Below are 17,948 nucleotides of genomic sequence, written 5' to 3'. Positions count from 1 at the left end.
GAGCGGGCAAAAGAGAGGGAAATAAAAGACAGCAGCGGGCCAGGTGCGCCAGAAGCCGCCCTCGCTTAGCGTGAACAGGCGACGGGGTCCGCCGCCACGCCTTAGTTAATTAACGCCCCGCCCTCAATATCCACCACCGTGCCGGTAACAAACGGGTTGTCGATAACAAACAGATACCCCTGCGCCATATCTTCCGGTCGGCCGAACCGCCCCGCCGGCAACGTTGCGGCGGCACGCGCCAGCATCTGCTCCCGCGCTTCAGGCGTCATGGCGGCGTAAGCTTCGGTGTCGGTCAGCCCCGGGCTTACCGCGTTTACGCGCAGCGGAGCCAGCTCCCGCGCCAGCACTTTTACCGTCGCCTCCAGCGCGGCGTTAATGGCGGTTTTTACAAACGTTCCGGGTACGGCCCGGCGCGCCAGAAAACCGGTGGTCAGCGTCAGGGAACCGCCAGGGCGGATAAGCCCGGCGAGATGATGCGCCACGGCGATGCTGCCCCAAAATTTGGTGTCGAAGGCCTGCTTCGCCGCGCTGATGTCAACCTGCGAAAGCGCGCCGCCGGGCGCCTGCGAGCCAGCCGTCACGATAATATGATCCACCGCCCCGAGCGTTTGCGCGAGCTGTGCGACCTGCGCTTCGCTTGCAACATCCAGCGTGACGGTCTGCGTTTTCGCCACGCCATGCAGCCGCGCTTTCGCCGCCGCCAGTTTCTCCTCGTCTCGTCCGGCCAGCACAATGCTGCCCTCCCGCTCGCTTAACGCCTGGGCTACTGCGAAGCCAATGCCTGTCGCGCCGCCAATAATCAGGGTTCTTGTGCTGCTCATCGTAATCTCCTCATCGTCTCTGTCTGCGATAAAGCGACTTTACTTCTCCGGCTCATCTTTGATAATTGCAGCAAAACAACAGGCTCTATTCAGGAAAACGGAATAATGGGCAAGCTTGAGGATATGGCACTGCTGGTGGCGGTGGTGGAAGCGGGCGGACTGGCGGCGGCGGGCAGGCGGCTTACTCTCTCTCCTGCGACCATGACCGCACGGCTGAAAGCGCTGGAGGAGCGTTACCAGACGCGCTTTTTCAACCGGTCCACGCGCGCTATCGCCCTTACCCGCGCGGGCGAGGAGTTTTATCACGCTGCTTTGCGCGTGCTGGAAGAGGTCAGCCTGGCGGAGGCGAAGCTGTCGCAAAAAGAGGGAGAGCTTAGCGGCACGTTGCGCATCGCCTCACCTTCCGACTTTGGCCGCCAGTTTCTTTCCCCGGCGCTGCTGGCGTTTTCACAGTTGCACCCGCAGGTAAAAAGCGTGCTGCTGCTCGCCGAAGAGGTCGTGGACCTGATAGCGCACCGCCTCGACATGAGCATCCGCTTCGGCAACCTGCCGGACAGCCGCCTCGCTATGCGCTCTGTCGGCCCGAATCACCGCGTGCTGGTCGCCTCTCCCGGTTATCTGGCGAAATATGGATCGCCCGCGACGCCGGAAGCGCTGGCGGAACACCGCTGTCTTGCGATGGAGCGGCATGGCGAAATCCTTAACGAATGGCGTTTTGAGCAGCAGGGAAAAATGCAGACCGTTCGCGTCGCGCCGCATATGGTTTGCAGCGACGGCGCGCTTTTGCGCCAGTGGGCGCTGGCGGGCGCTGGCATCGCCGGCAAATCCTGGTGGGACGTAAAGCGCGACGTAGAAGAAGGCAGGCTGAACGTGCTTTTCGCCGGGGCGTTTATCGGGTTTAACGCCCGTGACGAAAAGCAGGTGGGATTGCAGATTGTCTATCCTCAGCGCCGTTTTCAACCTGCCCAGGTAAGCGCCTTCAGCGACTTTTTCATTCAGTGGCTTAACGACGCCTGAGCCGCGCCTACGCCATAAAGACCTCATCCACCATCGCTCTGGCGAGCCGCGTGGCGGAGCAGAGACGCGGCATGCCGAGCGCCACGCTCTGCCAGGTCTGGGTGACGGACCAGGCGACGGGCTGGCGTTCGCTGTCGCTCCAGTCGCCAAGCCAGCTCAGCGTATCTTTGTAATCCATCAGCCCTGGCGCAGGCGGCGTGGTGAGCCAGTGGTGATAAAAATGGCGGGTGCCCGCGGAGGCGTTCACCGATTCCGCCAGTTGCTCGCTGGCAAGCTGGCGCAACCGCGCCAGCAGCGTTTCGCTTTCATCCGCCGTTCCCAGGCGCACGGCCTCGCCAAAGGCGCCCCAACGCAGCTCTTCCAGCGCGACATAGCAGCGGCCAGCGGGCGACCAGGCGTTGTAGCGCCCGCCGCGCCAGCGCTCAAGCACCTGTTCGCAGTGCTGATGCGCCTCCGCAGGTAAATCGCGTTTCTGCCGCTGCGTTTCCAGACGCGTCATGCGCTGCTGAAACTGCGTACTCAGCATTTCCAGTTGGGCGTGCAGCCCGGCGTCATTACCGGCCTGCGCCTGAAGTTTGCTAAGCCTGTCTGCGACCAGGCTTATCGCCAGATGGCCGGGCGATAAAAGCCCGGCCAGTTGATCGAGCCATTGCAGCAGCCGGACGTCGTTGTGCATCAACGAGCCTGACGCCGCCCACTGACGCAACGGCGCTTTATGCATTAGCTCCTGGGTCAAACGTTCACGAATCGTCTGCTGGTGCGGCGCAAGCCGGCTCGGACGCGTCTGATGAATGCCCTTCGCTAAATCCACCATCAGTTTGATGCCGAGGCAGCTAACGTGCCGCCCCGGGCCTTCCATTAACAGGCTGCTCATGGTTACTGCTCCGCCAGGAAAAGCGTTTGAATGTCGTCGCGCAACAGTCTTGCATCCTCATGAATAAACTGAGCGGCCGTCGCGCAGTGCGTAAGCTGCCGGCGCAACTGGGCCAGCGACGTCTCGCTTTGCTGACGAGCCATCAGACTCTGGCGCAGGCTGGCGTCAATGGAGGTTAACCCTTGCTGAAACTCCGCGAAAAAGGTCGCCAGCCCCGCCGTTACCGAGATATCAATCTGCGCATTCATCGCTTTGCGAATTTGCGTGCAGAAGTGACTGACGTACTGGCTCAGCCGTTCCTGCAGCTTGGGCAAATCAATGACATAGCGGGCGCTGGTCATGGTGTACTCTTCCCATCGCCACTCATTGCTGCTAAGCCATCGCGCCATTGTGCTGCGCATGCCTCCCTGACGACGCGCCTGAGAGACCGGCGCGCGCGCTTCTTCTATTACGTCGGTGAAAAGCTGGTGCGCGTTGAAGTTAAGCTGGCTCGACTCAAAGGCCGGCAGCGAGATATGCGTGCTAAATCCCGCCTGGCTAAGGCCATTCGCCACGCGCGCTTCAATCGGCGCTATCGCGTCGCGCAAAATACACCCGAGCGCATTCTCAAGGTGGCGAAAATGCAGCGCCAGCTCACGCGTCAGGTTCTCCTGAACAGAGAGCAGGATCACTTCGCACGAGGCGCGAAGCTTGTGCATCATCAGGCGCGCATCGCTCTCCTCTTCCAGCACAATCTGCTGGCAGCCTGGCTCAAAATCGCTGCGGCGAAGCACCGCCTTGCTCATGGTGCTGCTCAGCTCGATAGGCGGCACCTTGCCGGTCTGAAAATAGGTATGAATGGCTTGCTGGATCTGCTTTTCATGGCCTGCGATGCACTCCGCCCCGGTTTGCAGCGCAAGTTTTACCTCGTGCTGCACCGCCTCTTTTACGCTCTCCTGGCAACGCTCAAGCCGGTCGATATCTTCTTCCAGTTGATTAATATTCTCCAGCAACCGCTCGCTTTTAATCTCCAGCCCCTGGCAGCGAAAGGCCAGATACTCTTCAGCGCTTTGCGCATAGTTCAATAATTTATGCGAGGCGGAACGCAGGGCATAAAGTGAGGCGTTGGCGTGGGCGGCGTGCAACAGCGCTTTGATGGGCTGTTCGAACAACGAATCTTCCCACAGCAGATTCGCCGCGTGATGAACATGATCCACATCGCTCAGGTCCGCCGTACGCCAGCGGCGTCCCAGGGCCGCTTCGGCGAAATCCTGCACCCAGCGCTGCTCGGTATGGTCGGGTAACGATCCGCGTAACGCCAGCTCATGCCGGGCGCGGTTCGCCAGATAGCCCCACATCGACGACACCGGGAAAACGTGGCTGGGATCGATAGCGCCTTTCATCAGCGTGCCGGCAATCAGCGCGCGCACCTGCGCTTCATCGTCGCTGTTGCGATCTTTCTGGTCGAATTTATTAACCAGCGCAAACAGCGGCACCGATTTGCTGACGGAGGCAAGCGCCTGACGCACCTCTTCATCGGAAATTGACTTTAGCTGGGTGTAATCCATTACCGCCAGCACCGCGGAGGCGCGGGAAATCTGCTCTTGCAACATGTGTTGCAGATGAGGCTGCCCGGCCTCGTTGGGCCCCGGCGTGTCCAGCAGCGTCAGCTGCCCGTGGCCTTTCTCAAGCCCGGCGAGATGCATGAACTCCACTTCGATAACCGGAATATGCTCAATGGCCGCATAAGCGCTGAAAGGGAAAGGTACCTCCAGCACGCCTGAAAGCCGCACCAGGTCGTTGAGGCTTTTCAGACAGTGGAAAATAGGCTGCGCGCCGAGGTAGTGCTTTTCAAACGTGGTGCCGCTGATAATACGCTGCAGCAGGCTTTCCATATCGTTATCCACTTCCAGCTGCCCGGCCAGCAAGTCGCGGGGGTAATGAGCGAGCCGCTCTTGCAGCGCCTGCATTAAGGTCTCTATCGGTCGCACGTGGGAGAAATGCAGCACCGGCTCTTTCTGTCCTGGCGTGTGGCGAATAAGCGTTGGCAACGCAGTCATCGGTCGATTGCGATTAGGCAACACTTCTGTGCCGACAATGGCGTTAATGGTGGTGGATTTCCCCGCTTTCATGGTGCCGACAATCGCCAGCACCATTTCCTGTTGGGTAATTTTACGCAGCTCGTTTTGCAACGTTTCCTGCTGCGCCTCTACGCCCCGCGCGCTGAAGTGCAGCGGATGAACGGTGGCGCTTCGTCCGGCATCCGCCGTCGGGTGGTTTTCCTGCATGCCGGAAGGCATCTGCTTTAAGGCGTTGAGATTATGCAACGCGAATTGTAGCAGCCGCTCCGCCTCCTGGCTTAATTCAAAAAATGTCTGTGTGTGCATGAAAAATCTTTCCTTAACACAAATTGGCTAATCTTTTGTGTCTTCTCTTTTTAATAATCTGAGACCGCTTTTTATAATTACGTGAGGAAAATATCTTGCGAATCACAACGACACCAGGTGCAACCCAGTTAATAAAATGCCATACCATCGCTATGGTAAAATAAACTTTAAGCTATATAAGCAATGCGGGAATGTTTTTCCCGTCGTTACAACGCCCTCCGCATTGCGGCGCAATACAGAATAGCGTGTTTTAAGTGATTAAAAGGATATATCGCCCACGCTTTACCAGACGGTTTTAAAGCGCTAAAGCCAGTCTGCCGTAAAAGGCTAATAAATTCCGTTCAGATAAGCCTCCTCAGAATAACACTGCGCGCTAATAAATCACGATATATGTTCTTGAGCAGAGAAGAAAACGATACGCCGACCGTCTTTATCTGCGAGACATTCCTATCATGAACCAGGCATTTGACAGGGTGTGTCACGCCCTGTCCGTTATTCGCGTTTTTAACGCAGAATAAACCCAAAAAAGGCAGGGAATTGCGGTATAATTGCCGCCCTTTGCGCCCTGGCGCCTGTTACTTTTCTCTGGCGACGCCACTTTTACCGCCAGTTTTATTCTTTTTTAGAGGACACTTTATGTCACTACCCCACTGCCCTGAGTGCCAGTCTGAGTACACCTACGAAGACAACGGTCTGTACGTTTGCCCGGAATGCGGCCATGAGTGGCAACCCGGCGAAGCCGCAGCTGAAAGCGACGCGCTTATCGTGAAGGACGCGAACGGCAATCTGCTTGCCGACGGCGACAGCGTTACCGTAATCAAAGATCTCAAGGTAAAAGGCAGCTCTTCGATGCTGAAAATCGGCACAAAGGTGAAAAACATTCGCCTGGTGGAAGGCGACCATAATATTGATTGTAAAATCGAGGGCTTTGGCCCCATGAAGCTCAAGTCTGAGTTTGTGAAAAAAAGCTGACGCCCCGCCCTGCCTTGCGCAGGGCGCTTTTTCGCCCTTTCGCTGCGCCTGCACGCCCTCTTCCCCGCTCGCTATAGCCCGCTGGTACAACAACCTGACGTAAGGGGCTGAACTGACTATAAATCCTCGTCTGCCTCAGCATTTTCTGTTTATTTGCCGCCAATAGCGAGTCTATTTCCGCAGAAACTCATTCACATAAAAAAAGAGAACTCTGACGGTATCGGGTTAATTGTGCGATCAGAATCACGCCTCTTTCAGGTAATTTATTTCTTTTTTATGCTGTATAAAAACATTATTAAAGCTATGCTAGCTTCTTATTCACGCCCAAAAAATGCCGCTACGGCAGTTTCACATAAATTCGTTTGCAATCAACAGATTAAATTACCGCTTAAATTTTAATTACCAGCACTTAAATTGAAATACCATTTTATTTACTGACACCGTCCCGTGCAAAACAAATTTTTCCGCCAGGCTAAAGCGCTGTAATTTCCCGCCGAAAATAAAAGTAACGATCAGAATTGATGGATTAAGCTCCAACGGATGAAATTATGCGCAAGCACCCTTTCGCTACCGATATAGAATATATCCTTGAAGACCACGCAACATTAATGTCGACCACCGATACCCAAAGCTATATCACCTATACCAATGACAGCTTTGTTGAAGCGAGTGGGTTCGACCGCGACGAACTTATCGGACAGCCGCACAATGTGGTACGCCATCCTGATATGCCCGCACAGGTTTTTGTCGATATGTGGGAAACGCTGAAAAGAGGCGAACCCTGGACGGGGCTTGTGTTCCGCTAACCTCTTCAACGGGTCGCTCTGCGACCCTTTTTACTGGCGAACGCGACGCTTCACTGCGCTGCAACCTGAGTTTCATTTAATCGTCATCTTCTGCGGTCAGCCTACTTTCATGGCCGAGCCAGACATGTTCGCTGGCGGCCCCGGTCTTTTTCGGTACGACCATGAGGCACTGTTGACCATGTACTTATCCAGACATCCGACCAGCTTTCCCACGCGCTACCAGGAGATTGCCGCCCGGCTTGAGCAGGAGCTGCGCCATTACCGTTGCGGCGACTATCTGCCTGCGGAAAGCCAGCTTGCCGCTCATTATCAGGTAAACCGCCACACCTTGCGCCGCGCTATTGATGAGCTGGTCGAGCGCGGCTGGGTGCAGCGCCGCCAGGGCGTCGGCGTGCTGGTGCTGATGCGCCCGTTCGATTACCCGCTCAACGCCCGTACGCGCTTTAGCCAGAATTTGCTCGAGCAAGGCAGTCATCCCACCAGCGAGCGGCTGCTGGCGGTGCTACGTCCCGCTTCCGCCATCGTCGCCGAGGCGCTTGGCGTTGCAGAAGGTGAAAACGTTATTCATCTGCGCACCCTGCGCCGGGTGAACGGCGTGGCGATATGCGTCATCGACCACTATTTCGCCGAGCTGCGCTGGTGGCCTGCGCTACAGCAGTTCGCCAGCGGCTCGCTGCATGATTTTCTTCAGGAGCGCCTGGGCGTGGCGCTGCGTCGCACCCAAACACGCATCAGCGCCCGTCCGGCCCAGGCGAAAGAGAGCCGCTGGCTCGAAATCCCCACTCTGTCGCCGATCCTCTGCGTGCGCACGCTCAACCACCGTGCGGGCGACGCACAGGCGGCGGAGTATTCCGTCAGCCTTAACCGCGCCGACATGATTGAATTTACGATGGAACATGAATGAGCCAGCTCCCTTACCCTGCGCGCCGCGCGCAAAGCGCCCCGCTGTTTTCTTTCTGTGTGCCTTTTGTCGCCCGGCCAACGCCGCCGGGCTTTTTTCGTTGCGCCGATGCGCGGAGAAATTGCATGACGCTAACCACTGATTCCTCTTCTGCCCTTCATGATGCACAACACAGCTTTCGTCGCCTGCTAAAAGCGATGAGCGAGCCGGGCGTCATTGTTTCGCTTTCACAGGTAAGCCACGGCTGGCAGCCGCTTGGCATCGCCACCAGCAGCCTTTTACTGACGCTTACCGATGACGCCACGCCGGTCTGGCTCGCCGCGCCTTTCGCTAACGACAAGGTGCGTCAGCATCTGCGTCTTCATACTGGCGCCCCGCTGTGCAACGCGCCTGAGCAAGCCCAGTTCGCCGTTGCGGATGAGACCCTGAACGCCGAGGTGCTGATGACGCTTTCACAGCACAACGCCAGCGCCTGCGGGAACGGCATTACGCTCATTATGCAGGTGGCGAGCCTGAGCGGCGGGCGCATGCTGCGCCTGACCGGCGCGGGCATCGCCGAAGAGCGCATGGTGGCCCCGCAACTGCCGCAAAGCGTTATCCATATGCTTGATGAATTTCCCCATGCCCTTTCGCTCGGTCTGGATCTTATCCTCACCTGCGGCGACCGCCTGCTGGCCATTCCTCGCGCTGCGCATGTGGAAGCCTGCTAATACTGGTAGCCTTTAATAAGCATTCTGGCGCAGGTGCAACGGACGGCGCTCTGCTACAGTCAGTCGACACTTTGCTAACCCGTCCGAGAACCCGTTCCCAGGAGCCCGCTATGCCAGTCTGTGAACTTCGCCGCGCGACAACGGAAGACAGCGACGCCGTTTACGCCCTGATTTGCGAATTAAAGCAGCATGCTTTTGATCGCCATGCGTTTATCGTCGGCTTTACGGCCAATCTGAGCGACCCGAACCTGCGCTATCAGCTGGCGCAGCGCGACGGCGAGGTGGTGGGCATGATTGGCTTGCATTTGCAGTTTCATCTGCACCATGTGAACTGGATTGGCGAAATTCAGGAGCTGGTGGTCATGCCGCAGGCGCGCGGCCTCGGCGTGGGCAGCCAGTTGCTCGCCTGGGCGGAAGCGCAGGCCAGGGAAGCGGGCGCGGAGATGACGGAGCTTTCCACCAACGTAACGCGTGTGGACGCGCACCGTTTTTATCAGCGCGAAGGTTACACGCAGAGCCATTTTCGCTTCACCAAACCGCTGTAAGGAGGCGCTATGAGCCTGACGATAACGCTGACCGGGACGGGCGGCGCGCAGCTGGTGCCCGTCTGGGGCTGCCGCTGCGCCGCCTGCGAGCGGGCGCACGCCGAGCCCCAGCATCGCCGTCAGCCCTGTAGCGCGGTAGTGAAGTTTAATGAGGCGGTTACGCTGCTCGATGCGGGCATGACGGATATCATGGCGCGCTGGCAACCGGGCGGCTTTCGCCAGTTTCTGCTAACCCATTACCACATGGATCACGTGCAGGGGTTATTCACGCTGCGCTGGGGCGTGGGAGAGAAAATCCCGGTCTACGGCCCGCCCGATGAGGCAGGCTGCGACGATATATTCAAACACCCCGGCGTGCTGGATTTCAGCCATACCGTCGAGCCGTTTGTGGTTTTTGATTTACAGGGGCTACAGGTGACGCCTGTGCCGCTGATTCACTCTAAACTGACGTTCGGCTACCTGCTGGAGAGCGCCCACAGCCGCGTGGCCTGGCTTTCCGACACCGCCGGGCTGCCGGAAAAATCACTGAAGTTTTTACAGGCCAGTCGCCCCGACGTGATGGTCATCGACTGCAGCCATGAACCGCGCCCGCAGACGCCGGCTAACCATTGCGATCTTAATACGGTGATTGCGCTTAACGAGCAGATCCGCTGCCCGCGCGTGGTGTTGACTCACATCAGCCACCAGTTCGACGTCTGGATGATGCGCAACCCGCTGCCTGCGGGCTTCGAGGCGGGTTACGACGGCATGGTGATAGCGCTGGACTAACAAAAAAGGGGGGGGGGGATTTCTCATCACGCTGCGTTAAAATGGCCCCCGCTTAGCCTCTCTGTATTATCGCGGCTGCTGAACCCGATAAATCTGACCAGAGAGAAAATGATGGAAAAATCCCGTACGCGGGCCTGGCGGCTTAGCCAAAAGCAGCGCAACCAGTCCCGAGATGTTCACACCGCCCTGCAGCGTTTTCGCGGCGAAAAGCAGTGGAAGATGCTTTATCTTCGTTCCTGCAAGCTTGCCCGCGCGGCGCAACTGGGAATGTCCTACCCGCGCATCACCAACAAGCAACTTGCGCGCGAAGGCCTGGAAGAGTACAGCCTCGTTAATGAATGTCCTGTTTATTTGCAGCCGTAATCAATGGCGAAGCCCCACGGCGGAACAGCTGTTCCGCCGTTATCCGGGCCTTTGCGCCCGCTCCGCCGGCACCAGCCGCCATGCCAGGAATGTCGTCACGGCAGAGCTTCTCAAATGGGCCGACGTCATTTGCGTGATGGAGCAAAAGCACAAACAGCGGCTTGTCGCCGACTGGCGTCGGCTCATTGAGCATAAGCCGCTGCATGTGCTCGATATTCCTGACGATTATCTGTTCATGTCCGCCGAGCTTATCGACATTCTGAACGCAACGGTGCCTGCGGCGCTTGGGTTATCCCCTTCTCGCTCAGCGTAAATTAACGGTCATACTCCTCTTCAAGACGACGCGCCTCGCGCTCAAGCTGACGGCGATCGTCATCCAGCTGGCGCTGGCGGTCATCCAGCTGCCGACGGCGGTCTTCAAGCTGGCGGCGGCGATCCTCATACTGGCGGCGCGCTTCATCGCTGCGGCGGTAATCTTCGTCGTCCCGGCGGTCTTCATCATTGCGGCGGCGGTCGTCGTCGTAGCGCTCGTCGGCAGGCGTATAAGCGTCGTTAATCGCCTGTGATATCGAGTTCACCGTGTCATTAAGGATATTGTCGAGGTTATCAGCGCGAGCGAGGCCCATCTGGCCTGGCAAAAGCGCGCAAAAAAACAGGGCGAGAAGAGAACGGTTCATAGCGTCGGTCTCAGCGGTTGACTGCCTGTGACTTTGCTAAAACCCCGCCGCGTTCTGAAGCGGAGGATTCTCAAATCGTTATCTCACCTCGCCCTCACGCAGCGCCCGCGCCAGCGCCTCACGGGTGAAAGGCTTACGCAGCAGCGCGACGTCGGGCAGTCGGGGCGGGTTAGCCGGGCGCAAATCCTGGCCGCTTATCAGCAGGAGTTGCAGGTGAGGATAACGCTCGCGGGCGTAATGCATCACGTCCGCCCCGCTGAAGCGTCCCGGCAGCATCAGGTCGCTGATAAACAGATGGATGTCGGGCACGTTGTCGAGCATCTGCTTCGCCTCCTCGCCGTTTCCCGCCTCCAGCGTCAGCCAGCCGAGCTGGTGAAGTTGCTCGCACAGCGTCTGGCGAACGTCTGGCTCATCCTCCAGCACCAGCGCCAGTCGATCGTCGCCCCAGGCGCGCTGGGCGCTTTCGATGCGGTTATCCTCCACCGCCTGCGCAGGCGCGCGCGGCAGTTGCAAACGCACGGTGGTGCCCTGACCCGGCGCGCTCTCAATTTCTACCCGCCCGCCGGACTGGCGCACAAAACCGTAAACCATAGAAAGCCCCAGCCCGCTGCCGCTGCCGGTGGGCTTGGTCGTGAAAAAGGGCTCGAAGACCTGCGCTTTTACCTCCGCCGACATGCCGCAGCCGCTGTCGATAACCTCCAGCGCCACCATATCCTGCCGCCGCCCGTCGCCACGCGTGACGCGCTGGTTCCAGGTACGCAGCTTAATGACGCCTTCCCGCCCTTCCATCGCGTCGCGGGCGTTCATCACCAGATTGATGAGCGCGTTTTCCAGCTGGTTAACATCTATCCAGGCGGGCCACGCCGGCTGCTGCGCTTCTATCTCAAGCGTTATCGAAGCGGGCAGCGAGTGACGAATCAGCTCCTGAATGTTTTCCAGCAGCGTTTTCATCGCCACCGAGCGGGGGTTTAACGACTGTTTGCGCGAAAAGGCCAGCAGCCGCGCCGTGAGCTGCGCCCCGCGCTCCGCCGCTTTTAAGGCGCGATTGATGCGTGGGGCATCCGGCGTGCCTGGCGCAATGAGCTCAAGGCTGCCGATAATCACCGCCAGCAGGTTGTTGAAATCGTGCGCCAGCCCGCCGGTCAGCTGTCCTACCGCTTTCATTTTCTGGCTGTGCGCCAGCGCCTCTTCAAGCCCTTTACGCTCAGTGCGATCCAGCACCACGTTAACCATGCCGCGCCCCGGCACCGGGCTGAAACGCAGTTCGATAATGCGCCCGTCCGCCAGCCGGAACTCCTGCGGCTTTGGGCGCGGACGTAAGAGATCGTCCGGCTGTAAAGGCTGCTGCGGCGCAACCTGGCGCAGCAGCGCCTGGTAATGCATGCCGCGCTGCAAATTCTCCGCCGCCAGCCCCAGCAGCACCGGGTATTGCGGGTTCCAGACCACCAGCACGCCCTGGTTATCAAAGAGCGCAAAGCCGTCGCGCATGGCGTGGAAGGTCGTCTCAAGCTGAGTGCTCTTCTCCTTAAGCAACCGTGACGCGTGTTCCAGCGAAGCGGTATTGCGGGCGAAGACGTTAAACGCCCGCGCCAGTTCGCCCAGCTCGTCGCGCCGCTGCTGGGCGGGCACCGTGACATCATGCTCGCCGCGCGCCAGCCGCGCCATCGCGCCAGAAATCGCCGCCAGGCTGGTGCCCAGATTGCGGTAGATATACCAGCCCGCAAAGCCGGTTATCACCAGCGCCAGCAAGGCGAATGCGGTAATAAAGAGAATGATGGAGCGCAGCTCGCGGTGGCTTTGCGCCGTGCGCGCCTGCGACTCCTGCGCCACTCGCTGTACGTACTGGTTGATGTCGGCGTTAAGGAAGGCGACCAGCGCCTTGATGTGGTACATGTGCCAGCTTATCGCCAGATCGCTCTCTTCCAGCGCCTGCGAAAGCGGTGCCAGACGGCGCAGTTCGCGGTTAAAGTCCAGCAGGATAGCGTTTTGTAGCGGGTCGTTAGCGCGAGCGGGCAGCGCCGCCATGACGTCATTTAACTGCGTAATGGTGGCTTTTGGCGAAGGGGTGCGTATCGCCGCCTCAATCAGCCGGTCCATTTCGTTTAGCTGCGCGGCGCCGGGCGCGTTCAGAGACTGAAGATGGCGCAGATAGCTCTGGTTCTGGTAGAGCGAGCTTAGCAGCGCGTTGCGTTCCAGATGGCGGCGCTGGCCGCGTTGCAGCATGCCGGTGACGCTGCTTTGCAGTTCAAGGCTGCGGCGAATAATGCTGGCGACCAGCCGCGGCTCGAGCTGCGCCAGCGGCGCGTCGGCCAGCTGGCGCAGCGACTGTTCCATCGCCTGCTGGGTCGCCTTCAGGCGCGCCGCCTCGCTCTGGTACTCCAGCGCCCCCACCACCGTTGAGAGACGCACCGCCGCCGTCGCCACGTTCGCCGTATCGCGCGCAAGCGCCAGGCTGCCGCCCATGTCGCTTAAGGTCTGCTGCTGCACCTGTTCCTGAAGCTGGCTGGCGTGACGAAAGCCGAACACCGCCACGCCGCTCACCATCAGCGTTACCGCCACCACCAGCAGGTTGAAGAAAAGCAGCCGCCCGCGGGCGCTGGAGAAAAAACGGCTGCTCGTGCTCATGGTCTGCTCCGCTCAGTGAATTCCCCTCACTATCGGCGAGCCGCGTAAAAGTGAAACGCTGTCGTCGCGGTAATGTGATCGCGGTTAACTATTCAACATTATGACAATTATGAATGGCGGCTGACATGTTCTGTTTACCGGCGAGTGGTGGAGTGGCGTAACGATTTTCCGCAGGAGTGCGCCATGAGCCAAACCCCTATCCTTGAAATGCGCGACATTGCCAAAGCGTTCGGCAAATTTTACGCGCTGAAGGGCGTCAGCCTGACGGTTTATCCCGGCGAGATCCACGCCCTGATGGGCGAAAACGGCGCCGGCAAAAGCACGCTGATGAAAATTCTCGCCGGGGCGTATACCGCCACCAGCGGCGAAATTTTTATCGACGGCAAACCGCACCCGATCCGCGGGCCGAAAGATGCGCTGGCGGCGGGCATCACGCTGATTTACCAGGAGATGCAGCTCGCCCCTAACCTTACGGTGGCGGAAAACATTTTCCTTGGCAGCGAGCTTTCTCGCGGCGGGCTGGTGCAGCGAAAAGAGATGGTGCAGCAGGCGCAGAACGTGATTAACCGCCTCGGCGCCCACTTTAAAGCCAGCGACCTGGTCATGAAGCTCACTATTGCCGAACAGCAGCAGGTGGAAATCGCCCGCGCGCTGCACCGCAACAGCCGGGTGCTGGTGATGGACGAACCCACCGCCGCCCTCTCCTCGCGGGAAACCCAGCGTCTGTTCGAGCTGATTATGCGGCTGCGGGATGAAGGAATGGCGATTATCTATATCAGCCACCGCATGGCGGAAGTTTATGAGCTTTCCGACCGGGTGAGCGTGCTGCGCGACGGGCAGTATGTCGGCAGCCTGACGCGCGACAAGCTCAACGCTCAAGAGCTGGTGCGCATGATGGTGGGCCGCCCGCTAAGCGATCTCTTTAACAAAGAGCGGGATATCCCCCAGGGCGATCCTCGCCTGGCCGTGCATCACCTGACCGATGACAAAAAGGTGCAACCCTCAAGCCTGGTGGTGCGCTCAGGCGAAATCGTCGGCCTCGCTGGGCTGGTGGGCGCGGGCCGCTCAGAGCTGGCGCAATTGATTTTCGGCGTGCGTAAGGCGACAGGCGGAAGTATCGAAATCGACGGCCAGCCGGTGACGATTCATACGCCGCGCGAAGCCATCGGCCACGGCATCGGTTTTCTGACGGAAAACCGCAAGGAACAGGGGCTGTTTCTGGAGATGGCGGCGGCGGAGAACATTACCATGGCGACGCTTGAGCGCGACGCCAGCTACGGCCTGCTGGACCGAAAAAAAGCGCAGACCATTTCCGATGAGGCCATCGCCTCGCTGAATATTCGCGTGCCGCACGCCCAGGTGCGCGCAGGCGGGCTTTCAGGCGGCAATCAGCAAAAGCTGCTTATCTCCCGCTGGGTGGCTATCGGCCCGCGCATTCTGATCCTGGACGAACCCACGCGCGGCGTGGATGTCGGCGCTAAAAGCGAGATCTACCGGATCATGAACCAGATGGCGCGCCGCGGGGTGGCGATCCTGATGATCTCAAGCGAATTACCGGAAGTGGTCGGCATGAGCGATCGCGTTTATGTCATGCGCGAAGGCCACATCGCCGGCGAGCTGACGGGCGACGACATCACGCAGGAAAAGATAATGACGCTGGCGACCGGCGTTACCGAAGCCCATCAACAGGCGGTGCAACATGACTAAACTCTCTCCCACGCAAAAGGACGCCTCCGTGAATTCCACCACCAGAGAGGCGGTTAAATCCGCCTCGGCGAAAAAAATGCTGTTCAGCGATCTCACGCAAACGGTCGGCATTCTGCCGATACTGGTGCTGATTGTGGCGGTATTTGGTTTTATTGCGCCTAATTTCTTTACCGAAAGCAACCTGCTGAATATTACCCGCCAGGCGTCGATTAACATCGTGCTGGCGGCGGGCATGACCTTCATCATCCTGACGGGCGGCATCGATCTCTCCGTCGGCTCTATTCTTGGCACCACGGCAGTGGCGGCGATGGTGGTGTCGCTGATGCCAGAGCTTTCCATGCTTTCCGTTCCGGCAGCGCTGCTGCTTGGCCTTGCGCTGGGCCTGTTCAACGGCGCGCTGGTGGCCTTCGCCGGGCTACCGCCTTTCATCGTCACTCTTGGCACCTATACCGCGCTGCGCGGCGCCGCCTACCTGCTGGCGGACGGCACCACGGTGATCAACTCCAGCATCAGCTTTGAGTGGATAGGCAACGCCTACCTTGGGCCTATTCCCTGGCTGGTGGTGATTGCGCTGGCGGTCATCGCGGTCTGCTGGTTCATTCTGCGGCGCACCACGCTTGGCGTGCATATCTATGCCGTGGGCGGCAACATGCAGGCCGCGCGCCTCACCGGTATTAAAGTCTGGCTGGTGCTGCTTTTCGTCTATGGCATGAGCGGGCTGCTCTCCGGGCTTGGCGGGCTTATGAGCGCCTCGCGCCTTTACAGCGCCAACGGCAACCTGGGCGTGGGGTATGAGCTGGACGCCATCGCGGCGGTCATACTCGGCGGCACCAGCTTTGTCGGCGGCATCGGCACCATCACCGGTACGCTGGTCGGCGCGCTGATTATCGCCACCCTGAACAACGGCATGACGCTGATGGGCGTCTCTTACTTCTGGCAACTGGTGATCAAAGGGGCGGTGATCATCATTGCGGTGCTGATAGACAAATACCGTACCCGTCACCATCAAAATGCATAACAACAACACCCTACGAACTGAGGAGAACAGCATGCGTTTGAAACCTCTTGTCACCGCGCTGTGCGTCGGAGCGCTGCTTGCCAGCAGCCCGTTCGCCCAGGCAGCAAAAGAGCTGAAGTCGATTGGCGTCACCGTGGGCGACCTCGCCAACCCCTTCTTCGTACAGATCACCAAAGGGGCGGAGATGGAAGCGCGCAAGCTGGCGGGAGATAACGTCAAAGTGACGCTGGTCTCCAGCGGCTACGATCTCGGCCAGCAGGTCTCGCAAATCGATAACTTCATCGCCGCGAAAGTGGACATGATTATCCTCAACGCCGCCGATTCCAAAGGCATCGGCCCGGCGGTGAAGCGCGCGAAAGACGCGGGCATTGTGGTGGTGGCGGTGGATGTCGCCGCCGAAGGGGCGGACGCCACCATCACCTCCAACAACACCCAGGCGGGCGAGATGGCCTGTAAGTACATTACCGACCGTCTGAAAGGCAAAGGTGATGTGGTGATAATCAACGGCCCGCCGGTTTCCGCCGTGCAGAACCGCGTCGAAGGTTGCCAGACTGAATTCAAAAAGCACCCGGATATCAAAGTGCTTTCCTGGAACCAGAATGCCAAAGGCAGCCGTGAGGGCGGCCTTGAAGTCATGACCTCCCTGCTGGCGGCGAACCCGAAAATCGACGGCGTGTTCGCTATCAACGACCCGACGGCGATCGGCGCGGATCTGGCGGCGAAGCAGGCGCAGCGCAACGAGTTCTTTATCGTGGGCGTGGATGGATCGCCGGATGCGGAAGAGGCGCTTAAGCGCGGCAACTCGCTGTTTGTCGCCACCCCCGCGCAGGACCCGCAGGTGATGGCCGCCAAAGCGGTGGAGATTGGTTACGACATCCTGCAGGGCAAGCCCGCGCCGAAAGAGCCGGTGCTGATCCCGGTGACGATGATCGATAAAAACAATGTCGGCAACTACAAGGGCTGGACGGTGAAATAAAGCCCGACGGCTGCCCTCTTATTCCCTCTCCCGCCGCCGCAGGGAGAGGGTTAGCCCAGTGGGAAAAGCATCGCAGCTCTTCATCTCTTAACTGAGAGGAGAAAGCATGAAACGCTCCGAAATTAATGAAATCCTCGGCCATACGCGACAGTTCTTCTCCCGGCATGACGTGCATCTGCCGCCCTTCGCCAGCTTCAGCCCGGCGAAATGGCAGCAGCTCGACGCCAGCGCCTGGAGAGAAGTGTTCGATTTGAAGCTGGGCTGGGACGTGACTGCCTTCGGCGGCAACGATTTCGCCGCCCAGGGGCTGACCCTGTTCACGCTTCGCAACGGTTCGCCGGATGGCGCGCCTTACGCCAAATGTTACGCCGAGAAGATCATGCATGTCCGCGACGGCCAGTTAACGCCGATGCATTTTCACTGGCGCAAGCGCGAGGACATTATCAACCGCGGCGGCGGCAATTTAATCATCGAATTATGGAACAGCGACGAGTTTGAGCAGACCACGGGCAGCGACGTAACGGTCGTTATCGACGGTTGCAGGCAAACGCACGCCGCTGGCAGCCAGTTGCGCCTTTCACCAGGGGAAAGCATCTGTCTGACGCCAGGCCTTTATCACAGCTTCTGGGGCGAGGCGGGGTTTGGCGACGTGCTGGTGGGCGAAGTCTCTTCGGTCAACGATGACGACCATGACAATCGTTTCTTAAAGCCGCTTGAGCGTTTTAACACCATAGAAGAAGACGAAACGGCGCAGCTCGTGCTGTGCAATGAATATGACGCGTACCGCTAACAGGAGAAGATA

17 protein-coding genes and 1 pseudogene are annotated in these 17,948 nt (G+C 59.1%); 13 read left to right on the top strand and 5 right to left on the bottom strand.

What is annotated here, in order from left to right; translation table 11 throughout:
• Nucleotides 1-101 precede the first annotated feature (101 nt).
• Complete coding sequence (locus IEX01_RS20130; RefSeq protein ID WP_029696808.1) at nt 102-821, bottom strand: SDR family oxidoreductase; 720 nt, start codon at nt 819-821, stop codon at nt 102-104.
• A gap of 105 nt (nt 822-926) precedes the next feature.
• Between IEX01_RS20130 and IEX01_RS20125 the strand changes: the two genes are divergently transcribed.
• Nucleotides 927-1,838 carry a LysR family transcriptional regulator gene (locus IEX01_RS20125; protein ID WP_024557261.1) on the top strand — a complete coding sequence of 304 codons (912 nt, stop codon included), beginning with the start codon at nt 927-929 and terminating at the stop codon, nt 1,836-1,838.
• A 7-nt stretch (nt 1,839-1,845) separates the two neighbouring features.
• Here IEX01_RS20125 and IEX01_RS20120 read toward each other — a convergent pair whose 3' ends face one another.
• Entirely contained in the window at nt 1,846-2,712 is an 867-nt protein-coding gene (locus IEX01_RS20120) for a diguanylate cyclase regulator RdcB family protein (protein ID WP_024557262.1), read from the bottom strand.
• Between the two features lie 2 nt (nt 2,713-2,714).
• Complete coding sequence (crfC, locus tag IEX01_RS20115) at nt 2,715-5,078, bottom strand: clamp-binding protein CrfC (RefSeq protein ID WP_188724433.1); 2,364 nt, start codon at nt 5,076-5,078, stop codon at nt 2,715-2,717.
• A gap of 636 nt (nt 5,079-5,714) precedes the next feature.
• On the opposite strand from crfC, the gene IEX01_RS20110 reads away from it, so the two are divergent.
• The 8 genes and pseudogenes from IEX01_RS20110 to IEX01_RS20075 all read left to right on the top strand — a co-directional run bounded on the left by IEX01_RS20110 (nt 5,715) and on the right by IEX01_RS20075 (nt 10,456).
• Nucleotides 5,715-6,050 (top strand): zinc ribbon domain-containing protein YjdM, encoded by a 336-nt coding sequence (locus IEX01_RS20110; protein WP_024557264.1) that lies wholly within the window; start codon nt 5,715-5,717, stop codon nt 6,048-6,050.
• A gap of 548 nt (nt 6,051-6,598) precedes the next feature.
• Nucleotides 6,599-6,847, top strand: a pseudogene (locus IEX01_RS20105) (PAS domain-containing protein); the annotation flags it as partial.
• A 187-nt stretch (nt 6,848-7,034) separates the two neighbouring features.
• Nucleotides 7,035-7,760: a phosphonate metabolism transcriptional regulator PhnF gene (gene phnF / locus IEX01_RS20100; RefSeq protein WP_024557266.1), complete on the top strand. Its 726-nt coding sequence runs from the start codon at nt 7,035-7,037 to the stop codon at nt 7,758-7,760.
• Between the two features lie 122 nt (nt 7,761-7,882).
• Entirely contained in the window at nt 7,883-8,467 is a 585-nt protein-coding gene (gene phnH / locus IEX01_RS20095; RefSeq protein WP_048887172.1) for a phosphonate C-P lyase system protein PhnH, read from the top strand.
• 110 nt (nt 8,468-8,577) lie between these two features.
• On the top strand, nt 8,578-9,012 hold the full coding sequence (gene phnO / locus IEX01_RS20090; protein ID WP_024557268.1) for an aminoalkylphosphonate N-acetyltransferase: 435 nt from the start codon (nt 8,578-8,580) through the stop codon (nt 9,010-9,012).
• A gap of 9 nt (nt 9,013-9,021) precedes the next feature.
• On the top strand, nt 9,022-9,780 hold the full coding sequence (gene phnP / locus IEX01_RS20085; RefSeq protein ID WP_024557269.1) for a phosphonate metabolism protein PhnP: 759 nt from the start codon (nt 9,022-9,024) through the stop codon (nt 9,778-9,780).
• A 108-nt stretch (nt 9,781-9,888) separates the two neighbouring features.
• Complete coding sequence (locus tag IEX01_RS20080) at nt 9,889-10,143, top strand: hypothetical protein (RefSeq protein ID WP_229701884.1); 255 nt, start codon at nt 9,889-9,891, stop codon at nt 10,141-10,143.
• The gene (locus IEX01_RS20075; protein WP_024557271.1) at nt 10,115-10,456 is read left to right on the top strand and encodes a low molecular weight protein tyrosine phosphatase family protein; all 342 of its coding nucleotides are present in this window, start codon (nt 10,115-10,117) and stop codon (nt 10,454-10,456) included. Before IEX01_RS20080 ends, IEX01_RS20075 begins: the two co-directional genes overlap by 29 nt.
• A gap of 1 nt (nt 10,457) precedes the next feature.
• Here the strand turns inward: IEX01_RS20075 and yjdP are convergent, their stop codons facing one another.
• Entirely contained in the window at nt 10,458-10,820 is a 363-nt protein-coding gene (yjdP, locus tag IEX01_RS20070; protein WP_024559811.1) for a DDRRRQL repeat protein YjdP, read from the bottom strand.
• 78 nt (nt 10,821-10,898) lie between these two features.
• Nucleotides 10,899-13,445 carry an ATP-binding protein gene (locus IEX01_RS20065; RefSeq protein ID WP_024559810.1) on the bottom strand — a complete coding sequence of 849 codons (2,547 nt, stop codon included), beginning with the start codon at nt 13,443-13,445 and terminating at the stop codon, nt 10,899-10,901.
• A gap of 183 nt (nt 13,446-13,628) precedes the next feature.
• On the opposite strand from IEX01_RS20065, the gene IEX01_RS20060 reads away from it, so the two are divergent.
• The 4 genes from IEX01_RS20060 (at nt 13,629) to IEX01_RS20045 (ending at nt 17,936) form a co-directional block, all read left to right on the top strand.
• Entirely contained in the window at nt 13,629-15,152 is a 1,524-nt protein-coding gene (locus IEX01_RS20060; protein WP_024557274.1) for a sugar ABC transporter ATP-binding protein, read from the top strand.
• Nucleotides 15,145-16,170: an ABC transporter permease subunit gene (locus tag IEX01_RS20055; RefSeq protein WP_024559809.1), complete on the top strand. Its 1,026-nt coding sequence runs from the start codon at nt 15,145-15,147 to the stop codon at nt 16,168-16,170. The genes IEX01_RS20060 and IEX01_RS20055 overlap by 8 nt, the downstream gene beginning before the upstream one ends.
• Before the next feature lie 31 nt (nt 16,171-16,201).
• A complete protein-coding gene (locus IEX01_RS20050; RefSeq protein WP_024557276.1) occupies nt 16,202-17,146 on the top strand; it encodes an ABC transporter substrate-binding protein in 945 nt (314 codons plus the stop codon).
• Nucleotides 17,147-17,252: 106 nt separating this feature from the next.
• Nucleotides 17,253-17,936 (top strand): D-lyxose/D-mannose isomerase, encoded by a 684-nt coding sequence (locus tag IEX01_RS20045; RefSeq protein ID WP_048887138.1) that lies wholly within the window; start codon nt 17,253-17,255, stop codon nt 17,934-17,936.
• Nucleotides 17,937-17,948 lie beyond the last annotated feature (12 nt).

Source organism: Franconibacter daqui, from assembly GCF_014644275.1.
GTDB classification, from domain to species: domain Bacteria; phylum Pseudomonadota; class Gammaproteobacteria; order Enterobacterales; family Enterobacteriaceae; genus Franconibacter; species Franconibacter pulveris.
This window is presented reverse-complemented; position numbering and strand designations above follow the sequence as displayed.